This is a genomic window from Brevibacillus antibioticus, from assembly GCF_005217615.1.
Lineage (GTDB): Bacteria > Bacillota > Bacilli > Brevibacillales > Brevibacillaceae > Brevibacillus > Brevibacillus antibioticus.
On sequence record NZ_SZNK01000001.1, the window covers coordinates 2,818,652 to 2,830,889 of the forward strand.

Consider the following 12,238-nt stretch of genomic DNA (forward strand, 5'->3'; position numbering starts at 1 on the left):
ACATTTTGGTAAAATTCACTTGTAACTAACAAAATTTATTTAGGTAGTTACAAAGGAGAGATGACTTGCATGATCACCGTTCGCCGTATCCACCCGGAAGATTTACCTGTATTTCTTGCCTTCCCGGATCACCCTGCTTCCGTTCGGGATGATATCGCTCTTTACCTCGACAAAATGTTCACACAAGGAGGCATGCGTCAGGATTGGTGCTTCGTTCTGGAGGTACAGGGTGAGATCACGGGTCGTCTTGCCTTCTGGACATTGCCTGGCAATGAACAAGCGACTGATTTGGTATTGTGGGAGCTTCCATGGAAAGAAACAGAATGTCCTTCGCTCGGAGCTCATTTCTTACGCGAAGTCTTCACACTTATGGCAGGGAATCTTTCGGAAAAAATCGGCTATGTTCTGGATTCACCTTCCTCCTCTCCCCAATGGCAAACGGATCAGCAAGAGCGAAGAATTGTTCTGGAAGCGCTCGGTTTTCAAATTAGCCGGGAAACAAACCGATTCGAATGGCATGCTTCGATAGAGGTAACTGCTATACCGTCAAAAGGAACGCGTGATCCGATCGTGTACCACAATCTTCTTGAGGTTGGCGAGGCTGCATTTGTGGATGCCATCCTGCGTGTCTCGCAATTCACCCATGATCAACAAATTACAGAGGATCGCTTGGAAAAAGGCCCGCTCGCCCAAGCACAGGGAATGTTCCAAGATTTGCAACAAATGAAATACGAACCGGAATGGTGGCAGCTCGCCTATACAGCAAAAAATGAGCTCATTGGTTTCTTGATGCCTACGGTCAGCCCTACCTTTGCTACAATTGGATACATCGGTGTTCTCCCCGAGCAAAGAGGACACGGCTATATTGATCAATTGCTGAAGCAAGCCACAGACGTTCTTGTACAAGCTGGCAAAACATACATCCGCGCAGATACCGATGTAAAAAACACGCCAATGGCCAAAGCCTTTTTACGTGCTGGTTATCACCAGTTTGCCAGTCGCCAAGAATTTTCCCTCGATCGCAGCTTGTTGCTCTAACAGACAAACAAAAAAAGGGGGCGATTGCAGTAACAATCACTCCCCTTGCTTCCCTTGTATAGACAATATTTATGGGACAATTTCAGACATTTCTGCTGGGCATACAGCCTGCTTTAGCATTTCTGTTGCCTGTTGCGTATCTACATCTTTTACCAATTCAATCTCACTAATGAGGAGCTGCTGCGCATTATCCAGCATCACTTTGTCACTCGTTCCCAACACTTTTTCTTTACTCATACCAACCAAATCGCGAATGACCTCAGATTGCTCGTAAATATCGCCACTCTTCATTTTTTCTGTATGAAGCTTGTAGCGCTGTGCTGCATTCAAGGCGGTGTCGCGTTGCCCCTCTAGCATGGCGGCCAAAACATTCTCTAGAATGTCGGCTTCGACCACCTTTCTGATACCAAGAGCGGACATCTTTTCAACCGGGACCATGATGTTTAACTCTTTCAGCGACATGTTGAGCACATAATAGAGGTGTTTTTCACCCAAAAACTCTTTCTCCTCCATCGCCTCGATTACGCCTGCCCCATGGATCGGATAAAAAACCTTGTCTCCAACTAGAAACATACGTCCACCTCCTTCAAAGCAATCTAAAGCCATTATAACACAAAAATCGAATTTAAAATTTTTTATTTTATCATGACGATCAAAATCAAGTCAATAAAAAATTTACATCTTACTCATTGAGCGTTCCTGTTGCCATTCGCCGCCTAGTTTAAATACGATCACACCCCCGACAATGATCACAACCCCAAACAATTGCGTAAAAGTAATCGGCACTTGAATCAGCCCTAACCAGCCGATTGAATCTGACCATAAAGCAAAGCCGAGCTGGGCAGTGAGGACAATGGAGATAGCATACGTTGGGCCAAGCAGTCTCATCCCTTGCACCAGACAAAAGACCACCCCAACGCCGATCATGCCACTGAACCAGTACCACGGCTGCATAGCTGGAAACGAAAACAACTGATTGCCTTCGAAAATGAGACCCATCGTCAAAGACGACAGAAATCCCATCCCAAGTACAAGAGTCGTGGTAGACCATGTTCCTGCCTGTTCACTTACTTTCCTGTTGAAAATATTTTGCAAGCTGACCAACAAGCCAGCCAGTAACGCAAAGAATAGCCCGACTACCATGATATGTATCCTCCTGTCTCCTTATTCGTTTGGAGTCTCGCTCGCCGTTTTAGCTAAACCTTCCCTATTCTTGATCAGAAGGTGTCCATTGGCACGCTCAATCAGTCCCTCCTTGCAGAACTGTTGAATGACCCGATTCAAATGTCTGTAGCTCGTTCCAATCATATTCGCTGCATCCAAGAGATTGCTCGTACTGATCTCTTCGTTGTTGGCAGGATGCCACTCCTCAATCGAAACGGACAACAAATAACGAGCGAAACGCACTTCTACTGGGTACAGAAGGTTGATGCTTAATGAGTTGGACTTCACACAAAATTTATTCGTAATGATTTGCAGTAAAAATTCAAGGAGTGGAGCATAGTCTGTTCCGTATTTTTTCAACCAGCGATAATGAATCCCAATCATCTGAACAGACGAGGCTGCTTCAACCGAATTTTGATAAGAAATTCCTCTTACATATTCAATATCTCCGATCACTTCCAGCGGCTTTTTAATGGAAAGGATCAATGTTTTTCCTTCGGGGGAAGTCGTAAAAACCTTTACTTTGCCCTTCACCAAAACATACAGGTGACAGGCCGATTCACCCTGGGCACAAATGAACTCCCCCTGATCAAATTGGTACAAGGATAAATGCGGCAGAAAAGGCTCATAAAAGACAGATGCTAACTGATGTTCATGGAGATATTGTTGCAAAAGCTCACGATTTTCGATTTCCTTCATCCCTCTGTTTCACCCTCTCGCTATTAGGCTATTAGGCTCTCAGTATCAGCACACCTAGAATCATCATCCCGATCCCAATAAAATGCGGCAGCCTCATCTTTTGTTTATCGAAACCGAACCACCCATTGCTGTCAATGAGAAAAGTCAGGCTTAGCTGCGCAATCAAGAGGGCTGATATCGTCATGGTTACCCCGATATGCTGGATAGCCGTAACATTGCTAAAAATGATAAACGCAGCGAATGCCCCACCTGTCAAATATAACGGTTTCACTTGCCTGTATGCCTGCCATCTTCCATCTCGAAATAACAGCAGGAGTAAAAAAGCCGTGAGGAAGCCCGTTAACTGCGTAAGTGTCGCGGTTTGCCACGTACCAATATCTTGACTGATTCTGGCATTCGCTACACCTTGCAAGGTAATGAAAACACCGCCCAAAATTGCAAACAAAATCCCTTTCATCCTCTCACCTCACACTGATCTGTCCCTAATTAAAATGGATGGCGATGGGGATAGGGAAGGACATATGTCCTCAAGATTTTCGTTGCAAAAAAACAAAGAAGAGGTCCTTTCTGTTAGAAGGACCCCTCGCTCATTCTCCTCATTGAATCTTTTTTTGTTTCACGATTCCTATCACTAACAGGACGATCATCCCAATAATGGTGATCGGCAGAAACCACTTCCCAAAGCCGCCTCCCCATCCGAGCGCAATGGAAACCGACTCCAACAAGATTACGGAAAAAATAATTAAGCAACTATTTTTTATTTGGTTCACGATTTTTCGACTATGCAAATAAAACTGCTCGGCATTCAATTCAGAGAAACGTGCCGGATAGTTATGGAGCTCCGGATGCTTTTCGAGTACTTGCATGAGGAAAATGATAAAGACGCCAATCCCAGGTAAAAGAAGCAGTTCCCATTTTGAGCCCCAGCGATCTACTTCCCCCAAAGCATTGTAATGGGCGGGCACCTCGTCAGGAAGCTTATTCCATACAAAGACTAAAAAGAGTAGCGATCCCACGAAAAATAAACAACCAACTACATCCCATAACCATTCGCTGCCTGTCTTTGGTATATTTGTGATTGGTCTCTTCATATTCCCCCCCCTTTCTGCTGCTCCTACAAGTATTTTACCATTTATGTCCATTTGGGAGTCAAGGTCAATCCGTCACACACTTCTGGGCGTTTTTACATATCTTGATGTGGAGTAAGGAGGGAACGACAGTGAATGATCCTTTGAGAGAAAGTATGTTATTTGAGCATCGTTTCTGGCTACAAATCCTGGGCGATCATGCCCGCTTTATTTTTCAATCACTCGCTCCGAATGAAGAGCAGGAGATTGAAAAAACCGTATACTTTATCGTGTCATTCGATAACTTACTGGATAACGCCAGACAGAATCTGTCTTCCGATGAACTACACGCACTCAACCAGCAGGCAAGTGAACTCACCCAACAACTACGTGATTTTAAACTCCACATCCTGGAAAGGCACCTCATCAGTAATATATCGATCAGTCTTCCTCCAACGTTTATGAACCACATGGTCAATGAACTAGAAGAGTATGAACGAATCTTGCATGCTTTTCTCTCCGGAAGCTTGCCACCTGCCAATCATCCGGTAGAGCTCCACCTTCTGTGGCTATCCGATGCGATCGGACATGCAGCCACCATCACTTCCCTCTTGGACATGGTGGAAAAAGATTATCAGCTTAAAAGTGAACAATTTACCAAGCAGTTCGAGCATTTTTATTTAAAAGCGGTGGAATTAGCCGGGTATCTGCGAACAAACTTGAATAACTTCCCGGCACTACGCCGTTTTAATCACCAAGCAGAAATGGAAATGAAGCTTTTTCAGGTATTCTTGCATGAATTGGAGGAGATGCGGATACGCGATGAATTGCTTGGAGTATTCTCCCCGCTCATGGCTGACCATATGTCTCGCGAAGAATGCTACTATTTGATGAAGCTGTCTGAGGTTTCCGACGTGCCATCACCAGACTGTTTCCCGACGAGACCGCGAATCGAGTAAAAGAGTAACCTTATTCAGAACTGGGCGAAAGCTAAAGGCTTTACGCCTCTTTTTCATTCTTATTTCGCGATATCCACACATGCATAAGCAAGCAGAAAGCTGTCCTCATATCCTATAAGTACCAACGGTTAAGGGGGTAGTGTTATGGATCCAATTGATCATCATAGACAGCGTATGCATCACCACATGAGGCAAGCAGAACGTTTTCGCTCTTTAGCTTTTGAACATCGTCATGACCGACTGCGTCATCATACCTTTAGAGAAAGAGAACACTTCCATCGCATGAGGGCCCATCACCACAGAATGCAAATGCATTCGATGCGTCGTTTTTGACATGGAAAACTCCCTTTACCGGGAGTTTTTTTGTGGGACAAGCCAGAATTTTTTATTTCTGTGCTCATGCCCATTCACGAAACTGGGTAAACGCATAGTCATACATCATGTATGATCAAAAGTGGAAATGGGCTTTGATCCGCCCAAATCCTTATGCGGAGGTACAACATGACAGATGTTTTTGTTGAACGATCATTAGAGGAAATACGTTTTTGGTCTCGCATCATGAAAGAACACTCCCTGTTTCTCAAATTGGGTTTTAACTGCGAAGACACCAAATTGATTGAAGAAGCGAATCGCTTTTACAGCATTTTTGAAGAAATCGAAAGCCAAGCACTTGCCTTTTCTTCTGACGTAGACCCTCAACGAATCTATGACTTTAATCAAATCGTTCACAATGCCGCTTCCTATATTTGGGCCTTTAAACGCAAAGTACTCGGACTCATTATTCATTGCAAAATTGGTGGTAACAACTTTCCACTCTTGGTCGATCACATCAGTAGGGAAGCCGCCTATTTTCGGAATCGACTCGAACAACTGAATACGGGGAACCTTGATCCCTTACCTGATGCCGTGATTAATGAAAATGTCTTCTTCCTACGAATCATGGCTGACCATGCTAAATTTATTAACCATTTGCTCGATCCTTCCGAAAGAAAGCTAGTGGATCAAGCTAGAGAATTCAGTCATGATTTTGATCAATTATTGTTCCAAGCTCAGGATCTTGATTCCATGCGCCCCCAGTCTCAAACGAAACCGCTACTGAATCAATTTGTGGATCAAAATCGCGTGTCCGTCCGTCAATTGCGTGACTTCAAAAAAACAGCTCGTGATTTGATTGAGGAATGCAAAATTAAGAGCATCATCCCCCCATTGCTCGCTGACCACGTATTTAGAGAAGCCTCGCATTTTCTAGAGATTCTAGATGCTTTTGAGGTATCCCTTACACACGCAAAGTAGCTATCAGAAATAAGAATGACCCGTCTCCTAAAAATAGAGACGGGTTTTGCATTTCTTGAAAAAGCTGAATAAAATCTCAAATCTGGTCAAAGCATTGGGCATGCAAAGATACAGATCCAGATCCAAAACCAAATCCAGACCCTCAGCCATCCGGTGATAACGCACTTCTTGTTATCAAGATGATCAGCGGTCTCGAGAAAGGGTTTGAATGAACTGCATCCGAAGTTCAAGACTTTATCGACTGGTATAATGGCCGTGCAGACGGACGTGGAAAAGAAACCTATATGATCGATAAGGACTTTAACAAGGGACCATTTACTGCTAGAAAAGATTACGTAGCATTCAGCAAAATTCAATCCTTTGAAGTGATGGAATATACGAAATAACACGATGAGGCACCTCCTATAGCACAGGTTGGTGCCTCATTGTATTGATAACGATTATACGAATTATTAACGAAGAAAACCCGTCTCTTTAGAATAGGGACGGGTTAAACAGCAATCGCAACCAAACAAATAATGATTAAATAGCCTGGTATTACAGCAAGTTCTATATTCATTTTTCTATTGTTAATAAAATGAGCCCAGTAAAAAGAAGTTGACCCCAATACTGACAAACATAAATAAAATACAGAAAAATTTTCTTGCAGTAAAAACCTTTGTACCAAATATGAATACATGATGCCCGTTAATACAAAGATCAAAGTTACTATAAAGCGGTTTATTATCTTGGATGTAAAAGAATATACGACTTCTCCTATCAAGCATCCAGCATAGCAAAACGGTAGTAAATAAAGCGTCAACATAAATGAAGCAGTTAAAGCGTTAAATACTCCTTCACCTTGATAGGATAGGGAAGTGAACATACTAATGATATACAATATGGAACTGACAAGAAACGCTACACTTGCTGCACTAAAAAAACGTAAAATCCGCATAAACACCTCAGTAAATTGTTCCATAAAGGAAGTTGTAGTTCCTGGAAGTTCTATATCTCTTGGGCCATCAACGAGTTCACCATGTCCATCGATATTACCATATACTTCATAGGCAGGGAATCCCTCGATACGGATCCTTTTAACCTCTGAATATCTTCAACCGTTTTGATATCGTTGCAAAGCGTTAGCATAATGTCCGATGTGTTAAGTGCACGCAAGCAGACCATCTGTTATAATTGTTATAAAAAGGGAAATGTTGGTGACCTTTATGAAAAATAGACCTCTTTGGTTCAATATCTTTTCAGTAGTTGCCCTTTTTATTGCAGTAGTGAACATTTTTACAAATGTGACTTTCTTACGAATAATAACGATGCTATGCCTTGCCGCTCTCATGGTTTTTTTAGGAACATTTGAACTGAAGAAAAACCGTAAGATGGCCTTTATTATGTTTGGTGTGGCCGCTTTTCAGGTTTTCGTGTTGGCAGAGATGTTTTATGACACCGTTACAAAATAACTATCTTGTTGAATACTATTAGATACATGTAAAAATCGTTTTTGCCTTCATCACCTCTACTTTTACTCGTATGGGACGTATCCGATCATCTTGCGCTTGCACAAGAGAGCGGCGGACACTTTTCATACCCGCCGCCCTTGCTCGATTCCCTCGTGTTAACTTCTATCGTAATATCTGCTCCCTCTCCTGTTTTTGTAATCCCCACAGTGATCGGACTTCCTTTACATAACTCCACGTTGACAATGAAGTTCTGCGCACAAATAATCCCTTCGTTCACCAGGTTGTACCCCCTCCATCTGCGTTTTGACTGATCCAATAAGAGCTTCTTGATCAGTTTGCAAATAGAAAAGCCACATTCCGCCCCCTCACAATTGCACGATTTTAATTGAATTTTTAAAACTCGTCCAAAAAAACTCCAGATTAATCCTTTGATTTGAATTTATTCCTTTTACTGTTTTGCTCAAATCAACGAACTGTAATATATTTCTTTGTGGAATTATCCATTTTTAGAAACTCAAGGGTAATTTTATGAATTTTGCAAAGAATTTCAGAAAGCTAATTCTATGTTTTGCCTTGAAAAAGAACTTATATTTGGAGGACAGAAGCATGACACAGAGAAAAATGCTGATGTTGATTGTAATGCTGCTAATTGGCGCCGCCTATTTCTTTGGACTTGTGCCAATAGAGAACAAAACAGTCAGCAACGGGAACGTAGACCATACGATTGTATTTCCATCTGATCGATACCCTCAGACTGCCAAGCATATCAAAAAAGCGATTGCCTCAGGGAAGTCAGCAATATGCACAATTGACCGAGATGGAGCAGATGAAAATCGTGAAGAATCACTCAAGGGTATTCCCACGAAAAAGGGATACGATCGAGATGAATGGCCAATGGCCATGTGTGCGGAGGGTGGAACAGGGGCACATATCGAATACATTTCTCCTTCCGACAATCGAGGAGCTGGATCGTGGATTTCCAATCAATTAGGGGATTTTCCAGACGGAACAAAGGTTGAAATCGTGGTCAAATAAAGTATTTGTTCCCTAAGTTAACATCTGCACCATAGTAGTATTTTGAGCAATAGGAACGGGTGAATCCGCTTCATTTAAATGATTTCTCCTCGAGGTTCTCACCGTATCCCCCTATACGCGCGACTGTTAAATTGTGTGTTACGATTGCATTAATCCTATAGGGAAAATATAAGTGGGATTTGCAGGATTAAAACACTTGCCCTCGCGTTTTTGTGGGGGCAAGTGTCTAGTGTCATTAATTTTACTCAAGTCCTAATTGACTTTCGCTTTCTATCTGCAATCCTTCGGCCACTCCGTTAGGAGACTGCAACTTACCTTCTTCTTCGATGAATTTCCCTTGATAAACCCCTTTAATTACGTACGCATCTTCGGCAACGGGCCCTTCATATTTTTCTAAGTATACATACGCTTTTTCACCTGTTTCGAATACTTCATTACCTTCAAAAGTATACTCTGTTCCATCTTTATATCCGCCGGTCTCAAGTATTTTGATCACATTTTCCGGATCTACATGACCCTTATACACTTGCTTGACTTTTGCATTACTAAGGGTAAATACGACGTTTTCATACTGGAAGCTCTCCGATTCATCGATTTCAACCTCGGCAATCACTTCAGCGCTTTCATTAAGCTCTTTGGTACTGTCAAAGCTCTCTACTACATCTCCCGGTACATCTACTTTTTTTATAGTCTGCTTATCGCTTTTTGCTGGTTTATGAAATGCTTGGTCGTAAGCACGGCTCGTTTCGATTTTATTAGAATCTAAAAATAGATAGCCCCCGCCAACAAGAAAGCCTACTGCAAGTGTTGATAATATAATTTGTTTTTTGTTCTTCATTACATTTTTCATCCTTGCCTTATGGGCATAATTCACGAGTTTGTATCCATCGATCCATCGAGGCATTTCTAATTAAATCTGATCCATCGTACAGAGTAACTGTTGTTCGGGCAGTGCACCCTATTTTTCCGTAGTCCTCCTCGTTAAAGATGAACACTCTACTCTTTTTTGTATCTCGCCCAAAGGCTATATATTTTTCTACAGCAGGCTAAAGCGTCCGTCAACTCGTCTTCGTAGTCACTACTCATATCATCGTCGTAGTTAAACCTAACTACACTAATTTTTCATTTTACTTCCTTCTCTTCTATTTTGTTACAAAATGTAGAATACAGCAACATTTCTTCCAAGTAGCTTATTTACAACCATTCACAATAACATGTCCAACACCGAATAACCTGCCATACTAAGGATAATCATCTCTCTTTGGTCCGAGACACACTCAGCCTTCCGCAACTTTCTAGGTATGAGCTATTAAACTGCCAACGACAGAAATTTTTGAATACATTTTACATTTTTGGTGACTTTATTAATATTTACATCGTCTTAATATTTGGGAATTGACCCCAAAAATGATATAAAGGTGGTTACTATGAAAAAATTCTTCACTATTGCTTTTGCTGCATTTTTAGTTATGTCTGTACCTGCTAGCTATGCTTCAGCTTGGAACCCTTGCTACCCTTTAAAAGAGTGCACTGGTGGGAAACCCGAATGCAAAAAAGTTCCAGGTGGACAAGACATTTGCCCTTGGTAATTGTGATTCTACGCCCCCTTATTGGGGGCGTAGTTATTTCCTCGTAGGAGCTTGACTCACCGTCATCCAGATGCTAAAAGCCATCTGCGCTCTCAATTTTGCGCTTCGTCATCAAGTGCAATTTTTTCCGCTTTCGTCATAGTCCTACCCTCCCCATTTATCACATCGATTGTTTTGTTTATCATGGTTCATTTCAAAAGCTGCCACCAAATGAGTTAACTATAGTTAGCAGACAGTATCGATGGCTTGACGTATGTTAAAGTTGCCCATTGTAATTGTCTTTCTACCGTTGATGGAACGCCGTGTGCGATGAAAGTCGCCCGCACGGTGTAGGCTCGAACGAAACCCTCGTTTAAAGAAAAGGGATAAGTCGAGAATAGCGAACCACCAGCAACTGCTAGCATTACAGATGATAGTAACTTGACTATAATCAATATCCGTTTTGATAAAGCGTTATCCGCCGAAACACTTAAAAAACAAAGCGTGGTAAAGTCGTTTGGATATGTGGATAACGATTGGAGCGGTGCTTTTGTGAACTCCATCATGTGGGATAATTCTAATCCCGACAGCCCGATCCTACGCATTTTCACCAGCTTGGGTGCTGGTTTTGAACAAGGGAAGTACGTTACTTTTATGGATGGAGCAATAAAGGATATTCATGGAAATGTTATTACTCGAACAACACCGTAAATGCTATATCCATCAACGGCCCTCGGAATATCCCGGGGGTTATTCTTTGTGTTGAGACTAAGCATTTAGAATCTCTTTTTTAACAAATCGTGTGATTTGCAAAAAATTCAGATGAAATTGTGACTAATTACCAGTATCTTCGTCCTTATAGTGGAAGCAGTTTCAGTAATTGAATCGGAGGTATTTCATTTTGAACAAACTTTTTAAATCTGGAAACCTAATAGTTGTTCTGCCTCTCTTATTTGCACTTTTAATTCCTGCAAGTTTCTTACTTGACCCATCACCAGCCCAAAGAAATGAATTTGGATGGAACTTACAAGCCGGTTCTGCCAACGGAATTGTAGCCAAAACTCCAATTGATGTAGCGAGCAATTTGTTTTACAATGATAGGCCATTACAGAATGCACTTGTAAAAGTAACTTACATTGACAATAACCAAAATATGAGCTTTGTATTGCAACCTTATGAGGGTGGATATGAAGGAATAATTTTCTTCCAAGAACCAGGAAAACATACCCTTCAATTTTCTGTAGAGAAAGGAGATATTATAGGCTCAGAAAATTGGGAAATTGATGTAAAAGAGTAATAATTAATTTCACTTCTTACACTTCTCGATGAGAAGTGTTTTTTCGTTTATACTAAATACCGTCTTGTTTAAACGCTTATCACATCGTGTGTATTGTAAAACCCTAACTACTTGGAACCATATGTTGATTAGTAACCTTGAAATAATTTACATTTTTGCAGTACACTTATTTAGCTCATTGTATTTTTTTACCTTTTTATCCGTTGATGGAACGCCGTGTGCGATGAAAGTCGCCCGCACGGTGTAGGCTCGAACGAAATCCCTCACACAGAAAAGGGCATAAGTCGAGAATAGCAATCGCCCAGCTAAAGTTGGTACTATACCTCCACACAATTATGACCAATATGATGGCGGAACCTTTATTGCTACTGGTCTGCACTTCTACTCGAATCGTTTTTCTGACCCAGACGGAGATGAATTGACATTTACTGCTGTGTCGGATAATCCGAAAGTTCAAGTAACAGCTTACTCCGAATATTTGATTCTGGAATTTAATAATGTTAATGTCGGAGATGTTATTACCATCACGATTACAGCAGAGGATGGTAAAGGCGGTACGGTATCAGTGGATTGGATTATCACTATTACTCCATTTGAACCATAACACCTATCAACTGCCCTCGGGACAACCGAGGGTGTTTTTCATAATTACCGTTGTGTTAATCAA

The 12,238-nt window shown here is 41.6% G+C and carries 17 protein-coding genes; 9 read left to right on the forward strand and 8 right to left on the reverse strand.

Going from position 1 to position 12,238, the window contains the following annotated elements:
* Positions 1–69 precede the first annotated feature (69 nt).
* Positions 70–1,038 (forward strand): GNAT family N-acetyltransferase, encoded by a 969-nt coding sequence (locus tag E8L90_RS13095; protein ID WP_137029780.1) that lies wholly within the window; start codon positions 70–72, stop codon positions 1,036–1,038.
* Positions 1,039–1,107: 69 nt separating this feature from the next.
* Here E8L90_RS13095 and E8L90_RS13100 read toward each other — a convergent pair whose 3' ends face one another.
* The 5 genes from E8L90_RS13100 to E8L90_RS13120 form a co-directional block, all read right to left on the reverse strand.
* Positions 1,108–1,611 (reverse strand): CarD family transcriptional regulator, encoded by a 504-nt coding sequence (locus E8L90_RS13100; RefSeq protein WP_012685669.1) that lies wholly within the window; start codon positions 1,609–1,611, stop codon positions 1,108–1,110.
* Between the two features lie 102 nt (positions 1,612–1,713).
* Positions 1,714–2,181 carry a DMT family transporter gene (locus tag E8L90_RS13105; protein ID WP_137029781.1) on the reverse strand — a complete coding sequence of 156 codons (468 nt, stop codon included), beginning with the start codon at positions 2,179–2,181 and terminating at the stop codon, positions 1,714–1,716.
* A 21-nt stretch (positions 2,182–2,202) separates the two neighbouring features.
* Positions 2,203–2,901, reverse strand: a complete 699-nt coding sequence (locus tag E8L90_RS13110; protein ID WP_137029782.1) for a Crp/Fnr family transcriptional regulator — start codon at positions 2,899–2,901, stop codon at positions 2,203–2,205.
* 31 nt (positions 2,902–2,932) lie between these two features.
* Positions 2,933–3,358 (reverse strand): DMT family transporter, encoded by a 426-nt coding sequence (locus E8L90_RS13115; RefSeq protein ID WP_137029783.1) that lies wholly within the window; start codon positions 3,356–3,358, stop codon positions 2,933–2,935.
* 139 nt (positions 3,359–3,497) lie between these two features.
* Positions 3,498–3,992, reverse strand: a complete 495-nt coding sequence (locus tag E8L90_RS13120; protein WP_137029784.1) for a DUF1648 domain-containing protein — start codon at positions 3,990–3,992, stop codon at positions 3,498–3,500.
* A gap of 128 nt (positions 3,993–4,120) precedes the next feature.
* Here E8L90_RS13120 and E8L90_RS13125 point away from each other — a divergent pair, with 128 nt between their 5' ends.
* On the forward strand, positions 4,121–4,927 hold the full coding sequence (locus tag E8L90_RS13125; RefSeq protein ID WP_137029785.1) for a DUF2935 domain-containing protein: 807 nt from the start codon (positions 4,121–4,123) through the stop codon (positions 4,925–4,927).
* Positions 4,928–5,140: 213 nt separating this feature from the next.
* Here the strand turns inward: E8L90_RS13125 and E8L90_RS31090 are convergent, their stop codons facing one another.
* Positions 5,141–5,263, reverse strand: coding sequence for a hypothetical protein (locus E8L90_RS31090; protein WP_041749352.1), 123 nt, complete (start codon positions 5,261–5,263; stop codon positions 5,141–5,143).
* A 165-nt stretch (positions 5,264–5,428) separates the two neighbouring features.
* Here E8L90_RS31090 and E8L90_RS13130 point away from each other — a divergent pair, with 165 nt between their 5' ends.
* Entirely contained in the window at positions 5,429–6,220 is a 792-nt protein-coding gene (locus E8L90_RS13130; RefSeq protein ID WP_137029786.1) for a DUF2935 domain-containing protein, read from the forward strand.
* A gap of 1,205 nt (positions 6,221–7,425) precedes the next feature.
* Positions 7,426–7,671: a hypothetical protein gene (locus E8L90_RS13145; protein ID WP_137033427.1), complete on the forward strand. Its 246-nt coding sequence runs from the start codon at positions 7,426–7,428 to the stop codon at positions 7,669–7,671.
* Positions 7,672–7,756: 85 nt separating this feature from the next.
* Here E8L90_RS13145 and E8L90_RS13150 read toward each other — a convergent pair whose 3' ends face one another.
* The gene (locus E8L90_RS13150) at positions 7,757–7,948 is read right to left on the reverse strand and encodes a hypothetical protein (RefSeq protein ID WP_162309013.1); all 192 of its coding nucleotides are present in this window, start codon (positions 7,946–7,948) and stop codon (positions 7,757–7,759) included.
* 329 nt (positions 7,949–8,277) lie between these two features.
* Between E8L90_RS13150 and E8L90_RS13155 the strand changes: the two genes are divergently transcribed.
* Entirely contained in the window at positions 8,278–8,706 is a 429-nt protein-coding gene (locus tag E8L90_RS13155) for a NucA/NucB deoxyribonuclease domain-containing protein (protein ID WP_137029789.1), read from the forward strand.
* 241 nt (positions 8,707–8,947) lie between these two features.
* On the opposite strand, the gene E8L90_RS13160 is transcribed toward E8L90_RS13155, so the two are convergent.
* Entirely contained in the window at positions 8,948–9,544 is a 597-nt protein-coding gene (locus E8L90_RS13160) for a hypothetical protein (RefSeq protein WP_137029790.1), read from the reverse strand.
* 589 nt (positions 9,545–10,133) lie between these two features.
* Here E8L90_RS13160 and E8L90_RS29915 point away from each other — a divergent pair.
* The 4 genes from E8L90_RS29915 to E8L90_RS29920 all read left to right on the forward strand — a co-directional run bounded on the left by E8L90_RS29915 (position 10,134) and on the right by E8L90_RS29920 (position 12,175).
* Positions 10,134–10,295, forward strand: coding sequence for a hypothetical protein (locus tag E8L90_RS29915; RefSeq protein ID WP_162309078.1), 162 nt, complete (start codon positions 10,134–10,136; stop codon positions 10,293–10,295).
* Positions 10,296–10,715: 420 nt separating this feature from the next.
* Entirely contained in the window at positions 10,716–10,985 is a 270-nt protein-coding gene (locus tag E8L90_RS13165) for a hypothetical protein (protein WP_137029791.1), read from the forward strand.
* Between the two features lie 190 nt (positions 10,986–11,175).
* On the forward strand, positions 11,176–11,571 hold the full coding sequence (locus E8L90_RS13170; RefSeq protein ID WP_244297212.1) for a hypothetical protein: 396 nt from the start codon (positions 11,176–11,178) through the stop codon (positions 11,569–11,571).
* Between the two features lie 373 nt (positions 11,572–11,944).
* The gene (locus E8L90_RS29920; RefSeq protein ID WP_425267129.1) at positions 11,945–12,175 is read left to right on the forward strand and encodes an Ig-like domain-containing protein; all 231 of its coding nucleotides are present in this window, start codon (positions 11,945–11,947) and stop codon (positions 12,173–12,175) included.
* Positions 12,176–12,238 lie beyond the last annotated feature (63 nt).

Coding starts and splice junctions, on each gene's coding strand:
- E8L90_RS13120 (WP_137029784.1), bottom strand. CDS start 3,992: ATGAAGAGACCAATCACAAATATACCAAAGACAGGCAGCGAATGGTTA.
- E8L90_RS13110 (WP_137029782.1), bottom strand. CDS start 2,901: ATGAAGGAAATCGAAAATCGTGAGCTTTTGCAACAATATCTCCATGAA.
- E8L90_RS29915 (WP_162309078.1), top strand. CDS start 10,134: ATGAAAAAATTCTTCACTATTGCTTTTGCTGCATTTTTAGTTATGTCT.
- E8L90_RS13155 (WP_137029789.1), top strand. CDS start 8,278: ATGACACAGAGAAAAATGCTGATGTTGATTGTAATGCTGCTAATTGGC.
- E8L90_RS13105 (WP_137029781.1), bottom strand. CDS start 2,181: ATGGTAGTCGGGCTATTCTTTGCGTTACTGGCTGGCTTGTTGGTCAGC.
- E8L90_RS13115 (WP_137029783.1), bottom strand. CDS start 3,358: ATGAAAGGGATTTTGTTTGCAATTTTGGGCGGTGTTTTCATTACCTTG.
- E8L90_RS31090 (WP_041749352.1), bottom strand. CDS start 5,263: ATGTCAAAAACGACGCATCGAATGCATTTGCATTCTGTGGTGATGGGC.
- E8L90_RS13100 (WP_012685669.1), bottom strand. CDS start 1,611: ATGTTTCTAGTTGGAGACAAGGTTTTTTATCCGATCCATGGGGCAGGC.
- E8L90_RS13145 (WP_137033427.1), top strand. CDS start 7,426: ATGAAAAATAGACCTCTTTGGTTCAATATCTTTTCAGTAGTTGCCCTT.
- E8L90_RS13130 (WP_137029786.1), top strand. CDS start 5,429: ATGACAGATGTTTTTGTTGAACGATCATTAGAGGAAATACGTTTTTGG.
- E8L90_RS13160 (WP_137029790.1), bottom strand. CDS start 9,544: ATGAAGAACAAAAAACAAATTATATTATCAACACTTGCAGTAGGCTTT.
- E8L90_RS13095 (WP_137029780.1), top strand. CDS start 70: ATGATCACCGTTCGCCGTATCCACCCGGAAGATTTACCTGTATTTCTT.